Genomic DNA, 21,587 nt, shown 5'->3' with positions numbered 1-21,587 from the left:
CGCGGCCAATAGTGGCTATGCCCGCACGGCGCCCGGCCGGTTACCGCAGGCGCGGCACGGCGTGCGCAGCCGTGGCCGGCGCCGAGCCGCCCAGGCGGAACGCGCCCACCACCTCGGACAGGCGCACGGCCTGCTCCTTGAGGCTCTCTGCGGCCGCCGTGGACTCCTCCACCAGCGCGGCGTTCTGCTGCGTCATCTGGTCAAGCTGGCTCACCGCCACGTTCACCTGGCCGATGCCCTGGCTTTGCTCCGAGGCCGCGGCGCTGATCTCGCCGATGATGTCCGTCACGCGGCGCACGGAGCCCACGATCTCGGTCATGGTGGTGCCGGCGTTCTGCACCAGGGCTGCGCCCGTCTCCACCTTCTCCACCGACACGCCGATCAGCGTCTTGATCTCCTTGGCGGCCTCGGCGCTGCGCTGCGCCAGGCCGCGCACTTCGCTGGCCACCACGGCAAAGCCGCGGCCCTGCTCGCCCGCACGGGCGGCCTCCACGGCCGCGTTCAGCGCCAGGATGTTGGTCTGGAAGGCAATGCCGTCGATGGTGCCGATGATGTCGGCAATCTTCTTGCTGCTGGCGTTGATCTCGTCCATGGTGCTCACCACCTGCGCCACCACCTCGCCGCCGCGCTCGGCCACGGCGGCGGCCGACGCGGCCAGCTGGTTGGCCTGCACGGCGGAATCGGCGCTTTGGCGCACGGTGCTGGTCAGCTCCTCCATGGAGCTGGCGGTTTCCTCCAGGCTGCTGGCGGTCTGCTCGGTGCGGGCGCTCAGGTCCTGGTTGCCGGTTGCGATCTGCGTGCTGGCGGTGGAGATGCTGTCCACCACGCCCCGCACCTGCTGCAGCGAGCCCTGCAGCGCGCCGCGCATCAGGTCCAGCGCCCGCAGCAGGCGGCCGGTTTCATCGTTGGCGTAGCTGCTCTGCGGCTGGCCGGTCAGGTCCATGTCGGCAATGGCCTCCGCAATGGCTTCGGCATGGCGCAGCGGCCGGGTGATGCTGGTGGCCAGCAGCCAGGCCAGCAGCGCGCCCAGCAGCAGCGAGATGCCGGTGCACACCTCCAGCAGCAGCGTGGTCTGCGCACGCAGGTTCTCGCTGCGCTTGCCGGCCTCGTCCAGCTGTGCGCGCTGCATGTCCACCAGTTGCTGCACGCCCGCCAGGTAGTCGCGCGAGGTGGGCTCGAACCGCTCGTTGAACACCTTGTTGGCGCTTTCGGCGTCGCCCGCCTGCTTGTGCTTGCTCACTTCTTCGCGCGCGGCCAGGTAGTCCTTGCGCAGCTGGCCCACCTTGTCGAACAGCGCCTTTTCCTCGGGGGTGTCCATCTTGGACTCGATGAGCTTCTGCAGTTCGTTGGTCTGGCTGATGGCCGCCGCCGTCGCGGGCGCGAAGTAGGGAATCAGGCTCGCGTCCGTGCTCTTGGCGATGGCGGCAGCGCGCTGCACGCCGGACGTGGTGTGGCGCAGCCAGTCAGCCCCTGCGCGCTCCGCCCGGATGTTGTCGGCCACCATGGTGTCGATTTCGCGCCCCAGCTGGCCCAGCTTGAACACAGCCGCGACGCTGCTGGCGAAGAACAGGGCGAGAATCACGCCCAGCACCAGGGCCAGGCGTTTGCCGATGGACATTTGATTGAGAAACATGGGTGGAGCGCTCCGTGGTGGCGCAACAAGGCGCCGTGCCGGCCGACAAGCGGCGGCAAGGGTTGGAAATCCGGGGTGGAATGGGCCGGCCGGCCCCGTCGCCCTGCGTGGGGACGCGCCGTGCTTGCCAACAAAAGTTTACATTCTAGGGTTTCCCCGGATTTCGTGCTACCGACGGGTAGCCCCCCCCACGCTCAGTCGTCGTGCTCGACGCAGCGCTCGAAGGCTTCCTTGAGCTTGTGCTCCCACACACGCTTGTCGGCGTTGCTGGCAAAGCTGGCCTCGAAGCTGTTGAACGCCAGCTGGTAGGCGTGCCGGGCGGTGAGGCCGGTGGCCGCAAACACCTGCGTGAAGTTCTCGTTGATGTACCCGCCGAAGTAGGCCGGGTCGTCCGAGTTGACCGTGGCGGCCAGGCCCGCGTCCAGCAGTTGGCCCAGGTTGTGGTCCGCCAGGTTGGGGAAGACGCACAGCTTCTGGTTGGACAACGGGCACACCGTGAGCGCAATGCGCTCCTGCGCTAGGCGCTGCATCAGTGCCGCGTCGTGCACGGCCCGCACGCCGTGGTCGATGCGCTCGACCTTGAGCACATCAAGCGCACTCCAGATGTAGGCCGGCGGCCCCTCCTCGCCTGCATGGGCCACCAGGTGCAGGCCCAGCTCGCGGCAGCGGGCGAACACACGCGCGAACTTCTCGGGCGGGTGGCCGACCTCGCTCGAATCCAGGCCCACGCCCACGATCTTGTCCAGGAGGGGCTGCGCCTGCTCCAGCGTCTCGAAGGCGGACTCCTCGCTCAGGTGGCGCAGGAAGCACAGGATCAGCGTGGCGCTGACGCCCAGCTCGGTGCGTGCATCCGCGCAGGCACGGTGCAGGCCGTTGATCACGGTCTCGATGGGCGCGCCGCGCGCGGTGTGCGTCTGCGGGTCAAAAAAGATCTCGGCGTGCAGCACGTTGTCCTGCGCCGCGCGGCGCAGGTAGGCCTGGGCCATGTCGTAGAAGTCCTGCTCGTGCAGCAGCACGCTGGCGCCGGCGTAGTAGATGTCCAGAAAACTCTGCAGGTTGGTGAAGGCATAGGCGCTGCGCAGCGCTTCCACGCTGGCATAAGGCAGGCTCAGGCCGTTGCGCTGCGCCAGGGCAAAGATCAGCTCGGGCTCCAGCGAGCCTTCGATGTGGATGTGCAGCTCGGCCTTGGGCATGGCGCGCAGCAGCTGCGGCAGGCGCGCGGAGGAAATCGGTGGGACTTTGAACATCAGCAAACTCCAAAGGTGACGCCACGCTGGCGCAGGAAGCGGCGGTACGCCGATGATGCCTTGTCCGCCGCGGTATGCAACTCTGCCCGCAGGTCCAGCGGCAGGCGCTGGGGCGTTTGGGACTCCAGCACCGGTTGGTCCTGCGTGAAGATGGTGTGCTGGAAGGCCTGCAGCTTCTCGTCGGGCGACGTGAAATCGGCCACCGCCAGCCGGAACCACACCCGGCTCTGCACGGGTGTCACGGGGCAGATGTACAGCGCGATCGATTCGCGCCAGCCGTCCACGGCCGTGGTGCCAGCCTCGGGCACCTTGGTGAGCACGGCGGCATACGGCGCAGTGACCTCGTAGGTGTACTCGACCTGCGCAGGGGCGGTGGAATGCAGGTTGGATTGCGGCTGCCAGGCCTTGCAGCCCGTGGCCAGCAAGCCCGTGGGCGTGGGCTCGACACGGTAGTCGTCCACGCCGGGCGCTTCCCGGGTGCCCAGCCAGCCCTCGTGTACGTAGGCAAAGTGGGCCATGTCCAGAAAATTCTCCACAATGCGCGGCGCACTGGCCGCCACGTCGTAGGGCCCGCAAAGCAGCTTGCGCAGGCGCGGGTCGTCCTCGGCCGCAAAGCGCGGCAGGTCGGCCTCGCCCGGGGCCAGGCGCACCCACACCAGCCCGTAGGCCTCGCAGGCTGCGTGGCGGCGGGCACAGTGCGTGGCCGGCGGCGTGAACGCCGGCAGGGCCGGCACGTGCGTGCAGTGGCCGCTTTCCCCCTCGAACTGCCAGCCGTGGTAGGGGCACTCGAGCTGGCCGCCCGCCGTGACCCGCCCCAGTGACAGCTGCGCGCCGCGGTGCGGGCACTGGTCCGTCAGAGCCCGCGGATGCCCGGCGGCGTCGCGCCAGAGCACCAGGGGCTGTTCCAGCAGTTGCACCGGCAGGGGCACGCTGCCGACCTCGCCCGCCCGGGCCACCGGGTGCCAGTGGGTCCATTCCATGATCGTTGCCAGCGTCGACATGACTGCATGCTCCTTTCGCTCGCGGCGGCTCGGGCTGCCCGGCCGCCGCGGGCCATAAAAAAAGGGCCACCGCAGCAGCCCTTGGATTGTGGTGATCCGGCGGCGCCGCGCGCCGCCCGAAGGATCACTTCTTGTCGCCGCCGGGGATCTTGCCTTCCACGCCCTTGACGTAGAAGTTGATGCCGCCCAGGAATTTATCGTCGGCCACGGCGTCCTTCTCCAGCACGGGCTTGCCGTCCTGGCCCAGGATGGGGCCCTTCCAGATCACGAAGCTGCCGTCGGCCAGCCCCTTCTTCACGGCCTCGACCTTGGCCTTGGTTTCAGCCGGCACGTCTTCGGCGATGGAGACGAGGTCGATCGCGCCTTCCTTCACACCCCACCAGCTCTGGCCCGTGCTCCAGGTGCCTTCCAGGGCGTCCTTGGTGGCCTTGATGTAGTACGGCCCCCAGTTGATCACAGCCGAGGCCAGGTGGGCCTTGGGACCGTAGGCGGTCATGTCCGAATCCCAGCCGAAGGCGCGCTTGCCCTTCTCTTGCGCCGTCTTCAGCACGGCGGGGGAGTCGGTGTTCTGGAACAGCACGTCGGCACCTCCGTTGATCAGGCTGGTGGCGGCTTCGGTTTCCTTGGGCGGGCTGAACCATTCGTTCACCCAGACCACCTTGGTCTTGATCTTGGGATTGACCGACTGGGCACCCAGCGTGAAGCTGTTGATGTTGCGGATCACTTCAGGGATCGGCACCGAGCCCACCACGCCCAGAGTGTTGGACTTGGTCATGGCGCCCGCAATCACGCCGGCCATGTAGGCGCCTTCGTAGGTGCGGCTGTCGTAGGTGCGCAGGTTCTCGGCGGTCTTGTAGCCGGTGGCGTGCTCGAACTTCACGCCCTTGTTGTCCTCGGCCACCTTGAGCATGGATTCCATGTAGCCAAAGGTCGTGCCGAAGATCAGCTTGTTGCCCTGGCCGGCCAGGTCGCGCAGCACGCGCTCGGCATCGGCAGACTCGGGCACGCTTTCGACGAAGCTCGTCACGACCTTGTCGCCAAATTCCTTCTCAATGGCCTTGCGGCCGTTGTCGTGGGCAAACGACCAGCCGCCGTCGCCCACGGGGCCCACGTAGGCAAATGCGATCTTCAGCGGCTCGGGCTTGGGTGCGGGGGCCGACGCCACGGGCTCCGGAGCGGGCGCAGCAGGCGCGGCGGGCGCGGCTTCCTCCTTCTTGCCGCAACCCACCAGGGCGGCAGCTGCCACGGCGGAGAGCGCTGCCACCTTGAGCAGGGAGCGTTTCTGCAGATCGGTCATGTCAGTTTCCTTGTCGAAAAGTAAGACTTGCAAAGGTTGAGGGAACGAAAACAGCAATTATGGGGCGATTGACCAACTGGTAAACACCGGATTGGGGCGAACGGGCCGCCTCACGACCCGGGGTAGAACGGCTTGCCCAGCGACGCCGGCATGTTGATGCGGATCCACGCCGGGTTGCGCGAGATCAGCGCCAGCACCACGATGGTCGCCACATACGGCAACATGCTCAGCAACTGACTGGCCACCTGAACGCCGGTGGCCTGCAGGTGGAACTGCAGCATCGTCACGCCGCCGAACAGATAAGCCCCAAGCAACACCCGTGCCGGGCGCCAGGTGGCAAACGTGGTCAGGGCCAGCGCGATCCAGCCGCGCCCGGCCACCATGCCCTCCACCCACAACGGCGTGTACACGGTGGAGATGTAGGCGCCCGCCAGCCCGCACAGCGCGCCGCCCACCACCACCGCGGCCAGCCGGATGCGGCGCACGGGGTAGCCCAGGGCGTGGGCCGACTCGGGCGACTCGCCCACCGAGCGCAGCACCAGGCCCGCCCGCGAGCGGTAGAGAAACCAGATCAGCACGGCCGCCAGGGCCATGGTGAGGTACACCAAGGGGTGCTGGCGGAACAGCGCCGGCCCCACCAGCGGCAGGTCGGCCAGGCCGGGAATGGCGTACTTCGGGGTTTCGGGCAGCTTGGCCTGCACGTAGCTGATGCCTGCAAAGGCGGAGAACCCCACCCCGAACAGCGACAGCGCCAGCCCGGTGGCGTACTGGTTGGTGTTGAGCCAGATCACCAGCACGCCGAAAAGGGCGGCCAGCACGGCGCCCGCGGCCATGCCCGCGGCAAAGCCCAGCCAGGTGTTGCCCGTGTGCACCACGGTGGCAAAGCCCGCAATGGCGGCGCAGAGCATCATGCCCTCCGCCCCCAGGTTGACGATGCCCGCCTTCTCGTTGATGAGCAGGCCCAGGGCCGCAATGGCCAGCACGGTGCCCGCGCTCAACGTGGCGCCAATAAGAAGTGCGTACGATTCCATCACGCCAGTCCTTTGCGCGAGGCCACCCAGCGGATGCGGTAGGCGATCAGGGTGTCGCAGGCCAGCAGCGTGAACAGCAGCAGGCCCTGGAACACGCCGGTGAGCGACTTGGGCAAGCCCAGGCGCGATTGCGCCAGCTCGCCGCCGATGTAGAACATGCTCATCAGCAGGGCCGACAGGATCATGCCCACGGGGTGCAGTCGCCCCACGAAGGCCACGATGATGGCCGCAAAGCCGTAGCCCGCCGGCACGTAGGGCGTGAGCTGGCCGATGGGCCCGGCCACTTCCAGCGCCCCCGCCAGGCCCGCCGCGCCGCCCGAGATCAGCAGCGCCGTCCACAGCGCCCGCCGGGATGAAAAGCCCGCGTAGCGCGCCGCGGCGGGCGCAAGCCCGCCCACCTGCTGGGCAAAGCCCGCGCGGGTGCGGAACAGGAACACCCACAGCGCCCCCGCCCCGGCCAGCGCCAGCAGCAGGCCGATGGACACGCGCGAGCCCTGCATCAGGCGCGGGATCTGCGTGACCTTCTCGAACATCTTGGTTTGCGGGAAGTTGTAGCCCATGGGGTCCTTCCACGGGCCGTACACCAGGTAGCCCAGCACCAGCGTGGCCACGTAGACCAGCATCAGGCTCACCAGGATCTCGTTGGCGTTGAACTTGTCGCGCAGCAGGGCCGTGAGCCCCGCCCACACCATGCCGCCCAGCACGCCGGCCAGCAAAATGGCCGGCACGATCCAGGGGCCGGTGGTCTTGTCGGCCAGCAGCGCCACGCCGCCGGCCGCCACGGCGCCAAGGACGAACTGCCCTTCTGCGCCGATGTTCCACACATTGGAGCGGAAGCACACGGCCAGCCCCAGCGCGATCAGCAGGAGCGGCGTGGCCTTGACCATGAGTTCGCCAATGGCGTACTGCGACTTCACCGGCTCCCAGAAGAACACCTGCAGCCCGCGCACCGGGTCCTTGCCCAGGGCCGCAAACAGGGCAATGCCGATGAGCACCGTGACGGTCAACGCCAGCAGGGGCGATCCATAGGTCCAGAGCCTGGACGCCTGGGGACGGGGTTCGAGCTTAAGCATGCTGCGCCTCCCCGGCCGGTGTTGGTTGTTGCTGCTGGGCCAGGTGGGCTTGCACATCGGCATGCCACAGGCCGCTCATCCATTCGCCAATGCGTTCCACCGTGGCGTCGGCACGCGGCACGGAGGGCGACAGGTGGCCCTTGGCCACCACATGCAGCCGGTCGCAGATTTCAAACAATTCGTCCAGCTCCTCACTCACCACCAGCACGGCGCAGCCCGCATCGCGCAGCGCCAGGATCTCGCCGCGGATCTGCGCGGCGGCGCCCACGTCCACGCCCCAGGTGGGCTGGGAGACGATAAGCAGCTTCGGCGCGGCGTCAATCTCGCGCCCCACGATGAACTTCTGCAGGTTGCCGCCCGACAGCGACTTGGCCGCCGCGTTGGGGCCGCCAGCCTTCACATTGAAGCGGCGGATGATGTCCTCGGCATGCTTTTGCAGTGCGCCCACCTTGATCCACCCGCCGCCGCCCAGCGCGTTGGTGCGCGTGAGCAGCAGGTTGTGCGCCAGGCCCATGGTGGGCACGGCGCCCCGGCCCAGGCGCTCCTCGGGCACAAAGTGAAGGCCCAGCGCGCGCCGCTGGCCCGGCCCCATGCGGCCGGCGTTCTGCCCGGCCACCTGGATACAGGCCGCGTCGGCCCGCGGGTCCTCGCCCGACAGGGCGTACAGCAGCTCCTTTTGCCCGTTGCCCGAGACGCCGGCGATGCCGACCACCTCGCCGGCCCGGACCTCGAACTCCACGTCGATCAGGTCCACCCCGAACTGGTCGGCGCGCGGCAGCGACAGGCCCTGCACCCGCAGCACGGTGGCGCCGGTCTGCACGGCACGGTGTTCCAGCGCCGGCGGCTCGGCGCCGATCATCAGGCGCGAGAGCGAGGCATTGGATTCCTCGCGCGGGTCGCACACGCCGGTGACCTTGCCGCCGCGCATCACCGTGCAAGCGGTGCACAGCGCGCGGATCTCGTGCAGCTTGTGGCTGATGTAGAGGATGCTGCAGCCTTCGCTGGCCAGCTGGCGCAGCACCACGAAGAGCTTTTCCACCGCCTGGGGCGTGAGCACCGAGGTGGGCTCGTCCAGGATCAGCAGCTTGGGATTGGTCAGCAGCGCACGGATGATCTCCACCCGCTGCATCTCGCCCACCGAGAGGGTGTGCACCGGGCGCAGCGGGTCGATGTCCAGGCCATATTCGGCCGCCTTGGCGGTGATGCGCTGGGTGACCTCGGCCAGCTGAAGGCTCTTGTCCAGGCCCAGCCACACGTTCTCGGCCACCGTCAGGGTGTCGAACAGGCTGAAATGCTGGAACACCATGGCAATGCCCAGGGCCCGCGCCTCCTGCGGGTTGCGCACCTGCACGGGCTGGCCGTTGAAGTGCACGCTGCCCTCGTCAGGCTTGACCGAGCCGTAGATGATCTTCATCAGCGTGGACTTGCCCGCGCCGTTTTCGCCCAGCACGGCATGGATCTCGCCCGGCTGCACCGTGAGCGACACGCAGCTGTTGGCCACCACGGCCGGGTAGCGCTTGGTGATGCCCGCCAGCTGCAGCCGGGGAGGAGCCGCGCCCGGAACGGGAGGGGTTGGAGGTGAACTCATGCGGTGATTGTCTCTCAGTTTGCGCGCTTGTTATATGAATGAAAACACCTGTCTGCGCTTGTTCTATGGTCGTTGGTAGCTATTCTTTTCGTAGCGATGCAGCCACGGATTTCACCCCGTCGCGCAGCCAGGCGCCCGCCGCCGAATGGTGTGTGCGCGCATGCCACAGCTGGTAGTACATCAGCCGCGGAAACGGCACGGGGCACGGCAGGATCGCCACCGGCAGCTGCGCCAGGTAGCGTTCGCAGTACTGGCGGCCCGTGGTCAGCACAAGCAAGCTCGATGCCACGATACTGGGGATGAGGCTGAAATGCGCGCACCGCGCCGTGATGTGGCGCTGCATGCCCAGGCTGTCCAGGTGCGCGTCGATCACGCCCCGTGCGCCGGGGTGCGTGGGGGTGGGGGCGATGTGCTCCGCCGCCAGCCAGCTCTCCACGTCCCAGCCGCGGCGCACGGCCGGGTGGTCCTTGCCGACCAGGCACACCACCTCGTCGCCGAACAGGCGGCCCATGTGCAGGTCGTCGGGCGGCTGCGGCCAGTTGCCGATGACCACGTCCACCTCGCCCTGCGCCAGATGGGCGTGGTAGTGCGCATCGGCCGACAGCGGCAGGATCTCGATGGAGCACAGCGGCGCCTGCGCCTTGATGCGCGCGACCAGCTGGGGCAGAAAGAGCGGGTCCAGGTAATCGCTGGCCGCGACCCGGAAGGTGCGCGTGGCCGTGCGCGGGTCGAAGCCGCGCGCATCCGAGAACAGCGCTTCGGCCGCGCGCAGGATGTCGGCCGCGGGCTCCACCATGCGCAGGGCCGCGTCGGTGGGCATCATCGCCGCGCCCGAGCGCACCAGCAGCGGGTCGCCCGCCAGGTCGCGCAGCCGTTTCAGCGCGGCAGAGACGGCCGGCTGGTGCATGCCCAGCCGGACGGCGGCCCTCGATACGCTGCGTTCTGTGAGCACGGTGTGCAAGACCCTGATGAGATGGAGGTCTATCTTGTCGAAAAGCGCGTGGTCTCTCATAGCGGTGGGGGCATGGGTGCCATAAGCTTGCGGTTATGCCGGCTGCGCTGTGGCGCTCTACCCTCTGGCGAAACGACCTGACAAACGACGAGTGGCCCAGTCATGACAACCCGACCCTTGCAATTCCTGCGCCGAGGCCAGCCCGTGGCGCTGGGCAATGTACCACCCGACCGCACGCTGCTCTCGGTGCTGCGCGAAGACCTGGGCTGCACCGGCACCAAGGAAGGCTGCGGCGAAGGCGACTGCGGCGCCTGCACCGTGGTGCTGGGCGAAGCACGCGACGGCCAGCTGCACTACAGCGCCGTGAACAGCTGCATCCGCCTGGCGCATTCCATCGACGGCATGGCGCTGTGGACGGTGGAAGACTTGGCGGAAGACCCGCTGATCCAGCCGGTGGGCGATGCCCCCCCCGTTCTCGCGGCAGGTTTGCACCCCGCGCAAGAGGCGATGGTGCAGTGCCATGGCTCCCAGTGCGGCTTTTGCACGCCCGGCTTTGTGATGAGCCTGTTCGGCATGTACCAAAAGCACGTGGTGCCCGCACTGCCCAAGGCCGACGGCTTGCTGCCCACCGAAGGGGTGCTGGCGCCCATCACCCGCGAACTGGCGCAGGAAGAACTCTCGGGCAACCTGTGCCGCTGCACCGGCTACCGCCCCATCCTGGACGCCGCGCAGCAGATGGCCCAACTGCCGCCCCAGGCTGTCAACGAGGCCGAAGTGCTACAAAAACTAGAGCTGCTTGCGCAATCCAGGCAAGCGCTAGAGGCCAATTCTTCTTATATTGCCCCCATCACCCTGCCCGCCCTGCTGGCCGCGCGCGCCGCGCACCCCGAGGCGCAGGTGGTGGCCGGCTGCACCGATGTGGGTCTGTGGGTGACCAAGCAGCACAAGCAGTACGCCCGCATCCTGGACGTGACGCGCGCGGCCGAGCTGCGCGAGGTGCGGCAGGACGCGCAGCACATCGCCCTGGGCGCCGCCGTCTCGCTGACCGACGCCTTTGCCGCGCTGGTGGCCCAGTGGCCCCAGCTGCGCAGCTTTGCCAGCCGCTTTGCCGGGCTGCCGGTGCGCAACGCGGGCACGCTGGGCGGCAACGTGGCCAACGGCTCGCCCATTGGCGACTCGATGCCGCTGCTCATCGCCCTGCGCGCCCAGGTGGTGCTGGCCAGCAGCGCGCGCGGCGAGCGCACGCTGGCACTGGAAGACCTGTACACCGGCTACCGCCAGAACGTGATGGCGCCCGACGAGCTGCTGGTGCGCATCCTGGTGCCACGCCCGGGGGTGACCGAAGCGTTGCGCGCATACAAGATTTCCAAGCGGTTCGACGACGACATCTCCGCCGTCTGCCTGGCCGTCAACCTCGACATTGAAGGCGGCACCGTGCGCCGCGCCAGCATCGGCGCGGGCGGCGTAGCCGCCACCCCGGCCCGCGCGCGCCAGGCCGAGGCCGCGCTCACCGGCCAGCCCTGGACGGCCGACACCGTGGCCCGCGCCGCAGCGGCGCTGCAGGCCGAATTCAGCCCCATCTCCGACATGCGCGCCAGCGGCGCCTACCGCCGCGCCGTGCTGGCCAGCCTGCTGCAGCGCTTCTGGCTGGAAAGCCAGGGCGAAGCCGCCGTGAGCGTGGAGAACTTCCGCCTGGAGGCCCTGGCATGAACCAACATGACCCCTCCCTGCCCCTGAGCCGCGACGCGGTGGACGACCCCGTAGCCGTCGCGGCCGATGCCCACGCCGCCGATCCCGCCAGTCCTGCGGGCCCCGCCCATCCCAGCGCCCCCGCGGCCCTGCGCGCCATGGGCCAGTCGCACTTCCACGAAAGCGCCCGCGCCCAGGTGGCCGGTGCCGCCCACTACATCGACGACCTGCCCGAGGTGAAGGGCACGCTGTACGCGGCGCCCATCCTCTCCACCGTGGCCCACGGCACGCTGAACGGCGTGGATGCATCGGCCGCCCTGGCCCTGCCGGGCGTGCGCGGCGTGGTGCTGGCGCAGGACGTGCCCGGCGACAAGCTGCTGGCCGCCTTCGCGCACGACGAGCCCGTGTTTGCCACCGGCACCGTGCAGCACGTGGGCCAGGTCATCGGCCTGGTGGTGGCCGACTCGGTGATGCAGGCGCGCCGCGCCGCGCGCGCCGTGCAGCTCGACATCACCCCCCTGCCCGCCATCCTGAGCGTCCACGATGCGCTGAAGGCCCAGAGCTTTGTGCTGCCCCCCGTGTTCGTGCGCCGGGGCGACGCCGCCACCGGCCTCGCGCAATCGGCCCACCGCCTGCAGGGCGCGTTCGAGGTGGGCGGGCAGGAGCACTTCTACCTGGAAGGCCAGATCGCCTACGCGCTGCCGCTGGAGCAAAAGCAGTGGTGGATCTACTCCAGCACCCAGCACCCCGGCGAGGTGCAGCACTGGGTGGCGCACGCCTTGGGCATCGACAACCACGCGGTCAAGGTGGAATGCCGGCGCATGGGCGGCGGCTTTGGCGGCAAGGAGACGCAGGCCGGCCACCTGGCCGTGTGGGCCGCCGTGGCGGCGAACAAGCTGGGCCGCCCCGTCAAGCTGCGGCTGGACCGCGACGACGACTTCATGGTCACCGGCAAGCGCCACCCGTTTGCGTACGAATACGACGTGGGCTTTGACGGCACGGGCCGCATCACGGGCCTGAAGCTGCAGATGGCCGCCAACTGCGGCTTCTCTGCCGATCTGTCGGGCCCCGTGGCAGACCGCGCCGTGTTCCACGCCGACAACGCGTACTACCTGAGCGATGTGGAAATCGCCTCGTACCGCTGCAAGACCAACACCCAGAGCCACACGGCGTTCCGCGGCTTTGGCGGCCCGCAGGGCGTGATCGTGATCGAGGCCATCCTGGGCGACATTGCCCGCGCGCTGGGCCGGGACGCGCAGGACGTGCGCCTGGCCAACCTGTACGGCAAGGACGCCGCCGACGGCCGCAACGTGACGCACTACCAGATGACGGTGGAGGACAACATCCTGCACGCGCTGCTGCCCCAGCTGGAGCGCAATGCCGACTACCGCCGACGCCAGGCCGACATCGCCGCCTGGAACGCGCAGCAGCCCGTGCTCAAGCGCGGCCTGGCCATCACGCCGGTCAAGTTCGGCATCAGCTTCACGGCCACGCTGTTCAACCAGGCGGGCGCGCTGGTGCACGTGTACACCGACGGCAGCGTGCAGGTGAACCACGGCGGCACCGAGATGGGCCAGGGCCTCAACACCAAGGTGGCGCAGATCGTGGCCGACGAACTGGGCGTGCCGCTGCACCGCGTGCTGGTCACCGCCAGCGACACGAGCAAGGTGCCCAACGCCAGCGCCACCGCCGCCAGCAGCGGCACGGACCTGAACGGCCGCGCAGCCCAGTTTGCGGCGCGCAACGTGCGCGACAACCTGGCCTCGTTCGTGTGCGGGCTGGACGGCTGCGGCGCCGGCGCCATCCGCTTTGAAGGCGGTCAGGTGATCTCGCCCAAAACCGTGCGCCCCTTCGACGATGTGGTGAAAGAGGCGTACGCCAACCGCATCCAGCTGTGGAGCGACGGCTTCTACCGCACGCCCAAGATCCACTACGACAAGACCACGCTCACCGGCCGGCCGTTCTACTACTTCGCCTACGGCGCGGCCTGCTCCGAAGTGGTCATCGACACACTGACCGGCGAGAGCCGCGTGCTGCGCGTGGACATCCTGCACGACGTGGGCCACAGCATCAACCCGGCCATCGACATCGGCCAGATCGAGGGCGGCTTCGTGCAGGGCATGGGCTGGCTGACCACCGAGCAGCTGGTGTGGAACGACAAGGGCGGGCTCGCCACCCACGCGCCCAGCACTTACAAGATCCCGGCCACGGGCGACATCCCCGCCCACTTCCAGGTGGCGCTGTGGCCCGAGGCCAACCGCGAGGACAACGTGGGCGGCAGCAAGGCCGTGGGCGAGCCGCCGTTCATGCTGGCCATCAGCGTGTACGAGGCGCTGCGCAATGCCGTGGCGGCCGGGCGGCACCCCGGCGCACCGGGGGCAGCCACCGAACCCGTGGTGCTGACCGCGCCGGCCACGGCGGAGAACGTGCTGCGGGCGCTGGGCCGGCTGTAGTCCCGTTCGCGCCGGCCCGTTCGCACCGGCCCGGGCCGCGGCGCCTACGCCGGCCCGAGCGCCATCCGCCCGGACACCACGGCCTGGCTCGCGTACCGCGTTTCCACCCGGTTGCGCCCGGCCCGCTTGGCGTCGTAGCACGCCATGTCCGCGGCATACAGCACCGAGGGCACATCGTGCAGGCTGGTGTCCAGCACCACCAGGCCGATGCTCACGCCCAGCGTGAAGCTGCGCCCCTGGTACGAAGGCTCCCAGGCCTGCACCGATGCACGCAGCTGCTCCGCCACCGCCAGCCCGCGCGCCAGTGCGCAGCCGGGCAGCACCACCGCGAATTCATCGCCGCCCAGGCGCGCCGCCCAGCCGATCTGGCGCACCTGCGACTCCAGCAGGCGGGCCACGTGGCGCAGCACGTCGTCGCCCGCGTCGTGGCCGGCAATGTCATTGACCACGGTGAAATGGTCCAGATCCAGAAACAGCACCACCCCATCTCCCGGCACCTCGCCGCCTTCAACCTCCGGGGCGCGCGGCCGGGCGGAGCGCTCGGCCAGCAGCAGGCCCAGCCGCTGGTCAAAGGCGGTGCGGTTGTGCAGGTGGGTCAGCGCATCGTGGGTGCGCTCCCATTCCCGCTCCAGTTGCGCCTCGCGGGCCGCGGTGATGTCTTCCAGAATCCACACCGTCCCGCCCCCCGCTTCGTGGGGCCGCACGCTGCGCCCCTGCACGCGGGCCCAGACCGGCGAGCCGTCCTTGCGCGTGAAGCAGACGTCTCCGTCAAACGCGCCATGCGCCGCGAACTCGGCCTGCACCCGCTCGCCCATGCGCACATGCTCGGCGTCGTTGGCGTAGAGGATGCGCGCGGGGCGGCTGTACAACTCGCCTTCGGTGTAGCCCAGCATCTGGCAGGCCTGGCGGTTCACGGCCTCCAGCACGCCGCCGCGCGAGATCACGATGCCCACGGAGGCATGGTCCATCACGGCCCGGAACTGCCCGTCGAGCGTGGCCTGGTGCTGCTCCTGCACGCTGCCCTGCCGCGCCAGGCCCTGGAACGCCTGGACCAGTTCGCCCACCTCGCCGCCCGCGCGCGGCCACTCGACCGCCTGCGCGGGAGCGGTGCGCGGACCGCGGCGCAGCATCTGGCGGGCGCTGTGGGTGAGGTGCGCCAGCGGCTGCGCCAGCCAGGCCATGAGCCCCGCCGCCAGCAGCATGCACAGCGCCATGCCGCCGGCCGCCAGCCACCAAGCGTCGCGCTGGGCCCCGCGCAGCGGCGCCAGCAGGGCCTGCGACGGCGTGACCCGGGCCACGATCCACTGTGGCAGCGGCATGCCCGCCATGCTGACGATGTGCTGAGCCTCCACCTGCGTCGTCCCCCGCCCCACCACGGGCTGGCCCTGCGCCAGCCACCGGGCGTAGACGGGCCCCAGGCCCACTTCGTCGGCCACCTTGCCCAGAATGCGCGCCGGGTCGGAGTGCGAGAGGATGGTGCCGTCCCGCGTGAAGACGATCAGCCGGGAATCATCGCGCACCGGCAGCACCATAGACTGCGGCAGCAGCCCCTGGGACTGCAGCCGCAGCGCGCCCGCCACGGCCCCCTGCACCGAGCCGTCCTCGCGGTGCAGCGGCATCGTGAACATCACCCGCGCCTCGCTGGTGCGCCCCGCGATCAGTTCCGACACCAGGGGCTTGCCGTCGATCAGCGTGCGGCGCAGGGCGTCGCGCTCGGCCGGGTCCAGGTTGGAGGCCTTGTCCGGGCGGCCGGCGCGCAGGTTCAGCCGCAGCTCGCCATCGCCCCGGGCCACCTGCATCGCGTCGAAGAACTGCACCGCCGGCTGGCCCTGCTGCAATTGGCGCTCCAGCGCCGACGGAGTCTCCAGCAGCTCGGGCGTGATGCCTGCCGCCACGGTGCGCAGCACCTTCTGGCTTTGCTCGATCTTGCTGGCCAGCAGGCGGGCCACCACTTCCACCTCGTCGGTCTGCTGGCTCACCACGCGCCGCAGGGCTTCCTGCCCGGACGCACGCGTCACCAGCCATGCCGAGATGCCCCCCGACAGGCCCACCGCCAGCACGGCCACCAGCACCAGGCGCCCGACCAGCGCGCCGGGCGCAAACCAGGCTGGCGCGTCGTGCTGCGACTCGGGGAGAGCCGACGGCTTCATGGGCACTCCGCTGGCGGAGCGCCACGGCAACAGCAGGGCGTGGCGTGGTACATCGGAACGGGCTCACCAGACAGTCCCGATCAATATACGCAGCCACCCACCCCCGGCGCCTGGGTGGAACCCTCAGTAAACCACAAGGAAAAACCCTGAGCCGTGCCGCAGGCGGCCCTGCGCGGACGGGATCAGGGCGGTGCGGCGGAGGACAGAGTGGGAGCGTCAGCAGCCCGCCATGGACTGCAGTGCACGCGGTTGGGGCAGGTTCAGCACGTTCCCGGTGCCATGGATCAGCCCCAGCTCCCGCAGATGGCGCAAAACCCGCGAGAAGGTTTCGGGCGCGATGCCCAGCTGGGCCGCGATCAGGCGCTTGCGCTGGTGCAGGGTCACCTGCATGGTTCCGCTGTGGTCCGGCTCGGCGTGCTTGAGCAGCCACTGCGCGCAGCGCGACTCGGCGTCCTGGGCCAGGCGGCTCACCGCCAATTCCGACTGCTGGCGGTACCCCTGGGCCATGTCCAGCAGCAACCCCCGCGCACCCGCCGGCATTTCCGCCAGACTGCGCCGGAAGTCCTCGATGGGGATGCGCCGCACCTGCAGCCGGGTATCGGCCACCATGTCCACCGGCAGGGGCAGGCCCATCAGGGCGGACGCGGCGTCCAGCCAGAACGGCCCTTCCACCGCCCCCAGCTGGTGGCGCAGGTAGCCATCGTCCAGCACGCCGCGCAGCACGCGGCCGCTTTCCAGGTGCAGCACGGACGTCAGCACCTCGTTGCGCCTGCGCAGCACTTCACCGGCGGCGATGACCTCGGTTTCGGCGGGCAGAGAGAAATAGGTAGAGGGCAGCATGGATGGGACTTTGCCCGGCGGCGGCGACTCCGGCATTGAGCAAGATCAAACCTCAACCATGCGCCAGGCCGCGCCACGCCTCGCTTTGCGCGAAAACAGACGCCACAGCCCCCGGCCGGGCCACCACGGCTGGAGGCCCCGCTGTAAGCAACTGTTGCACGAAGGCATGGAAATTGCGGAGCGGCTGGACTGGTGCCGTAGCACCGGGCCGCCGGACCACCGGCGCATTCCTTTCCCCGAAAACCTGGAGTACCCATGAAGAAAAACCTGATGGCCCTTTCCCTCTCGCTGGGTGGTGCGCTGCTGTGCGCCACCACGGCACATGCCCAGAGCTCCGTCCAACTGATGGGCTTGACCGACGTGTACGTCGGCTCCCTGAAGAACGCTGGCGATGCCGGCCGCAGCACGGTGGTCGGCAGCGGGGGCATGACGACGTCGTGGTTCGGCTTCAAGGGCACGGAAGACCTGGGCGGCGGGCTGCGGGCCAATTTCGCGCTCACGTCCTTCATCAAGGTGGACAGCGGTGTCCAGGGCCGGTTTCCCAACGACACCTTTTTCTCGCGCGATGCGAATGTCGGCCTGTCGGGCAGCTTCGGCAGCGTGACGCTCGGACGGGGCATGGCGCCCAACTTCCTGCCCTCCATCGTGTCCAACCCTCTGGGCGACTCGTTCACCTTTGCCCCGCTGATCCTGCACATGAACGTGCCGCTGTTCAACGCCTCCAGCTGGGGTTCCACGACGCCGTCGGATACCGGCTGGTCCAATCAGATCACCTACAGCACGCCCAACATGGGCGGCCTGACGGCCAACCTGCACTACCAGTTCGGGGAGATCGCGGGCGACAGCGGCAAGAAGAACGTGGGCGTGAACGCCCTGTACTTCAGTGGCCCGGTCACCCTCACGGCCTTCTACGAGCGGGACCAGATGAGCAACCCCGCCGTGCCGAGCACCTACCTGGGCACCACCAAAACGGACTGGATGGTGGGCGGCGCCTACGACTTCGCCGTGGTGAAGGCTTTTGCCAGCTATGGCCAGGCCAAGGCGGACAACAGCCCCAACAAGGCCAAGACCACCCAGCTCGGCGTTTCCGTGCCGGCCGGCGCCACCGGCAAGGTCCTGGCGTCGTGGGCACAGACCAAGATGAGCGCCACGGACGTCTCGCGCAAGACGTTCACGGTCGGCTACGACTACTTCCTGTCCAAGCGGACCGATCTGTACGTGATGGCCATGAACGACCGCATCACGCACCAGACCACCGGCACCAGCTTCGGTGTCGGCGTGCGCCACCGCTTCTGACACCGCTGCCAGCCCGCCCGGTGTAACCGGGCTGTCACAGCGGCCGGGTATGGTCGGCGTCTCACCCAGGGGACCGAAGAGACGCCATGCACACCACCCGACGCAGCCGCCTGGAGGCGATGGCAGCCCTGCTGTCGCCCGCTGCGCGGGAGGGCTCGGGCCCGGTGGCGCGCCTGGTGCGCGGCGGCGGGCTGCATTGCGTCTTTCAGCCGCTGGCGGATCTGCGCGAGGGCTGCGTCTATGCCCACGAAGCCCTCATCCGCGGGCCGCAGGGCAGCGCGCTGCACGCGCCCGACGCGCTGCTGCAGCAGGCGCAGGAAGAGCACATCCTGCAGGACTTCGAACTGGCCTGCGTGCTCACCGCACTGGAGCAATGGGGCCGCCAGGATGCGCCCGGACGGCTGTTCGTGAACATCAGCGCCGACGCGCTGGTGCATGGCGTGGCGCTGGCGGGCGCCCAGCGGCTGGGCGAGATGGTGCGCGGCTTCGGCCTGAGCGCGCGCATGCTGGTGCTGGAGATCACCGAGCACGAGCGGGTCACGGACATGCCGCAGCTGCGCGAGGCCATCAAGTCCGTGCATGCCTGCGGCGCGCGCCTGGCGCTCGACGACTTTGGCGACGGCCGCTCCAGCCTGCGGCTGTGGTCGGAGGTCAAGCCCGACTTCGTCAAGATCGACAAGTACTTCATCCGCGACATCAGCGAACACCCCGAGAACCTGCAGATGGTGCAGGCCATCAAGGGCATTGCCGACGTGTTCGGCACCACGCTCATTGCCGAAGGCATCGAAACCCGGGACGACCTGCGGGCGCTGCGCGACCTGGGCATCCCCTACGGCCAGGGCTGGCTGCTGGGCCGCCCCGCCGCCCAGGCGTGCGAGGCCGTCGAAAGCGCGGCACGCGATGTGCTGCAGGACAGCCGCGTGGCCGTGCTGCCCCACCTGGGCCAGACCGCGCGCCCCGGCATCCTGCGCAGCCTGCTGGTGGTGCAGGCCCCCACGGCGGCGCCGGGCACCAGCAACGACGCGGTTGCGGCGATGTTCCACGAGCGGACCGACCTGCACGCGCTGGCGGTGGTGGACGGCACGCGCCCGGTGGCGCTCATCAACCGCCAGCAGTTCATGAACCACTACGCGACGCTGTATTTCCGGGAGGTGCACGGGCGCAAGCCCTGCATCGCCTTCGCAAACACGGCCCCGCGCGTGGTCGACCTGGACTGCGACGTGGACCAGCTCGTGGGCATCCTCACCTCGCAGGACCAGCGCTACCTGAACGACGGCTACATCGTGACCGACAACGGCCGCTACCTGGGCCTGGGCACGGGCGACCAGCTGGTGCGGGCGGTGACGGAAACGCGCATCGAGGCCGCCCGCCACGCCAACCCGCTGACCTTCCTGCCCGGCAACATCCCCATCAGCCTGCACATGCAGCGCCTGCTGGACCATGGCACCGAGTTCGTGGCCTGCTATGCGGATCTGAACAACTTCAAGCCCTTCAACGACCACTACGGCTACTGGCGGGGCGACCAGATGATCCGCCTGGTGGCCCGGCTGGCCACCGCGCACTGCGACACGCGGCGCGACTTCGTGGGGCATGTGGGGGGCGACGACTTCATGCTGCTGTTCCAGAGCGGCAACTGGCTGCAGCGCTGCAAGAACATCGTGGAAGCCTTCGCCCGCGAGGCGCTGGCCCTGTTCGACGACGCGGCGCGTCTGGCGGGCGGCATCTGCGCCGAAGACCGACACGGCGTGCAGCGGTTCTTTCCATGCACCACGCTGGCCATCGGCGCGGTGCGCATCGCACCGGGGCGCTTCCGCAACGCGGACGAGGTGGCCAACCTGGCCGCCGCCGCCAAGCGCGAGGCCAAGCAGGCCGCCTCGGGCGTGGTGCTGTACGGCGAACTGGCCGAGCCGGCCGGCCCCGACGTGCAGCCGCCGGCCCTGCGGCGCGTGCTGGCCGCCTGACGTGGCCCGCCCCCGCCCGGTCAGGGCGTGGGCGCGCCTGCCTCGAACCAGCGCCCGATGAGCGCCCGTTCGGCGTCCGTGATGCCGGTGGCGTTGTTCATGGGCATCAGCTTCTGCACCACGGCCTGCTGGTAGATGGCTTGGGCCATCTGCTTCACCTGCGCCGCAGAATCCAGCCGCAGGTTCTTCATCTGCACCTGCTCACCGTGGCACATGTAGCAACGCTGGGCCAGAACGGCCTGCAGCGATGCATAGTCAACTGGGCCCGCAGCACTTGCTGCACCTGCGCCAGCAGCTCCTGAAACAGGAGCAACCACCGGCGCCGGGCGCAGCCAGGCAATGACCCCCACGATCACGGCCACACCCACCAGTGCATAAGGCAGCGGGTTGCCATTGCGGCCCAGCTTGTACCCGTGCCGCATGACGAAGAACTGGCGGATGGCGGCGCCCGCGAACATCATGAGGATGAGCACCAGCCAGTTCTGCGGGTGGCTCCAGGTAAAGCTGTAGTGGTTGCTCAGCATGGCGAACAGCACGGGCAGCGTGAAGTAGGTGTTGTGCACGCTGCGCTGCTTGCCGCGCTTGCCATGGATGGGGTCCACGGGCTGGCCGGCCTTGATCTGGCCGATAACGGTGCGCTGGCCGGGGATGATCCAGAAGAACACGTTGGCGCTCATGGTGGTGGCGATCATCGCGCCCACCAGCAAGAAGGCGGCGCGCCCCGCGAACCAGTGGCAGGCCAGCCACGAGGCCACGCACACCAGCCCCAGCACCAGCGCGCCCACGATGGCGTCGCCGTTCTTGCGCTGGCCGAAGATGCGGCAGATGGCGTCGTACAGCAGCCAGAACACCACGAAGAACCCGAGCGCCACCGCAATGGCCGTGGCGGGCGCCCAGTCCATGCGGGACTTGTCGATGAGGTAGGTGCTGGCGCTGTACAGGTACGACACCGTGAACAGCGCAAAGCCGCTGAGCCAGGTGCTGTAGCTTTCCCAGAAGAACCAGTGCAGGTGGCCCGGCAGCTTGGGCGGCGAGACGGCGAACTTGACCGGGTGGTAGAACCCCCCGCCGTGCACGGCCCAGAGCTCGCCCGAGACACCCTGCTTCTTCAGGTCCTCGTCCTCGGGCGGCGTGAGGCTGCTGTCCAGGAAGACGAAGTAGAACGACGAGCCGATCCAGGCGATGGCGGTGATGACGTGGAGCCAGCGCAGCAGCAGGTTGGCCCAGTCGAGAACGTAGCTTTCCATATCTCAACCTTGGCGGCGTGCGGACGCCGCAAACCTGCTCACCACTGCGGGCGCTCTGAGCAGAAGAAAAGGGTCGCGCACCTTGGCAGGGCATCGCTGCTGCTGCCGGGGCACCGCTGCGACCGATGA

The 21,587-nt window shown here is 69.1% G+C and carries 15 protein-coding genes; 4 read left to right on the top strand and 11 right to left on the bottom strand.

The features are described from left to right. Window positions 1-40: 40 nt before the first annotated feature. From ACOYR3_RS06925 to ACOYR3_RS06890, 8 genes are all read right to left on the bottom strand, one after another. Window positions 41-1,633, bottom strand: coding sequence for a methyl-accepting chemotaxis protein (locus tag ACOYR3_RS06925; protein WP_422845728.1), 1,593 nt, complete (start codon window positions 1,631-1,633; stop codon window positions 41-43). A 194-nt stretch (window positions 1,634-1,827) separates the two neighbouring features. Next, window positions 1,828-2,880, bottom strand: a complete 1,053-nt coding sequence (locus ACOYR3_RS06920; RefSeq protein WP_422845727.1) for an adenosine deaminase — start codon at window positions 2,878-2,880, stop codon at window positions 1,828-1,830. Continuing rightward, window positions 2,880-3,863: a Rieske 2Fe-2S domain-containing protein gene (locus ACOYR3_RS06915; RefSeq protein WP_422846537.1), complete on the bottom strand. Its 984-nt coding sequence runs from the start codon at window positions 3,861-3,863 to the stop codon at window positions 2,880-2,882. Before ACOYR3_RS06915 ends, ACOYR3_RS06920 begins: the two co-directional genes overlap by 1 nt. A 142-nt stretch (window positions 3,864-4,005) precedes the next feature. Further along, on the bottom strand, window positions 4,006-5,178 hold the full coding sequence (locus ACOYR3_RS06910; RefSeq protein ID WP_422845726.1) for a BMP family ABC transporter substrate-binding protein: 1,173 nt from the start codon (window positions 5,176-5,178) through the stop codon (window positions 4,006-4,008). Window positions 5,179-5,288: 110 nt separating this feature from the next. Continuing rightward, window positions 5,289-6,209 carry an ABC transporter permease gene (locus ACOYR3_RS06905; protein ID WP_422845725.1) on the bottom strand — a complete coding sequence of 307 codons (921 nt, stop codon included), beginning with the start codon at window positions 6,207-6,209 and terminating at the stop codon, window positions 5,289-5,291. Further along, window positions 6,209-7,282, bottom strand: a complete 1,074-nt coding sequence (locus ACOYR3_RS06900; protein WP_422845724.1) for an ABC transporter permease — start codon at window positions 7,280-7,282, stop codon at window positions 6,209-6,211. Before ACOYR3_RS06900 ends, ACOYR3_RS06905 begins: the two co-directional genes overlap by 1 nt. Next, window positions 7,275-8,870 carry an ABC transporter ATP-binding protein gene (locus tag ACOYR3_RS06895; protein WP_422845723.1) on the bottom strand — a complete coding sequence of 532 codons (1,596 nt, stop codon included), beginning with the start codon at window positions 8,868-8,870 and terminating at the stop codon, window positions 7,275-7,277. The genes ACOYR3_RS06900 and ACOYR3_RS06895 overlap by 8 nt, the downstream gene beginning before the upstream one ends. A 79-nt stretch (window positions 8,871-8,949) precedes the next feature. After that, window positions 8,950-9,882, bottom strand: a complete 933-nt coding sequence (locus ACOYR3_RS06890) for a LysR family transcriptional regulator (RefSeq protein WP_422845722.1) — start codon at window positions 9,880-9,882, stop codon at window positions 8,950-8,952. 102 nt (window positions 9,883-9,984) lie between these two features. Between ACOYR3_RS06890 and xdhA the strand changes: the two genes are divergently transcribed. Further along, window positions 9,985-11,532: a xanthine dehydrogenase small subunit gene (gene xdhA, locus ACOYR3_RS06885; RefSeq protein ID WP_422845721.1), complete on the top strand. Its 1,548-nt coding sequence runs from the start codon at window positions 9,985-9,987 to the stop codon at window positions 11,530-11,532. Further along, on the top strand, window positions 11,529-13,964 hold the full coding sequence (gene xdhB, locus ACOYR3_RS06880; protein ID WP_422845720.1) for a xanthine dehydrogenase molybdopterin binding subunit: 2,436 nt from the start codon (window positions 11,529-11,531) through the stop codon (window positions 13,962-13,964). Before xdhA ends, xdhB begins: the two co-directional genes overlap by 4 nt. 44 nt (window positions 13,965-14,008) lie before the next feature. Here xdhB and ACOYR3_RS06875 read toward each other — a convergent pair whose 3' ends face one another. Next, entirely contained in the window at window positions 14,009-16,114 is a 2,106-nt protein-coding gene (locus ACOYR3_RS06875; RefSeq protein WP_422845719.1) for a diguanylate cyclase, read from the bottom strand. Window positions 16,115-16,330: 216 nt separating this feature from the next. Continuing rightward, entirely contained in the window at window positions 16,331-16,954 is a 624-nt protein-coding gene (locus ACOYR3_RS06870; protein ID WP_291483813.1) for a Crp/Fnr family transcriptional regulator, read from the bottom strand. A 255-nt stretch (window positions 16,955-17,209) separates the two neighbouring features. Between ACOYR3_RS06870 and ACOYR3_RS06865 the strand changes: the two genes are divergently transcribed. Together ACOYR3_RS06865 and ACOYR3_RS06860 are read left to right on the top strand one after the other, a co-directional pair. Beyond that, on the top strand, window positions 17,210-18,250 hold the full coding sequence (locus ACOYR3_RS06865; protein ID WP_422845718.1) for a porin: 1,041 nt from the start codon (window positions 17,210-17,212) through the stop codon (window positions 18,248-18,250). 86 nt (window positions 18,251-18,336) lie between these two features. Continuing rightward, window positions 18,337-20,211, top strand: coding sequence for an EAL domain-containing protein (locus ACOYR3_RS06860; protein ID WP_422845717.1), 1,875 nt, complete (start codon window positions 18,337-18,339; stop codon window positions 20,209-20,211). Between the two features lie 20 nt (window positions 20,212-20,231). On the opposite strand, the gene ACOYR3_RS06855 is transcribed toward ACOYR3_RS06860, so the two are convergent. After that, complete coding sequence (locus ACOYR3_RS06855) at window positions 20,232-21,458, bottom strand: urate hydroxylase PuuD (RefSeq protein ID WP_422845716.1); 1,227 nt, start codon at window positions 21,456-21,458, stop codon at window positions 20,232-20,234. Between the last annotated feature and the right edge of the window lie 129 nt (window positions 21,459-21,587).

Source organism: Acidovorax sp. M2(2025) (assembly GCF_049330835.1).
Taxonomy (GTDB): domain Bacteria; phylum Pseudomonadota; class Gammaproteobacteria; order Burkholderiales; family Burkholderiaceae_C; genus Acidovorax.
Note: the sequence above shows the minus strand (reverse complement) of the source record. Positions and strands in the feature narration are given on the sequence as shown.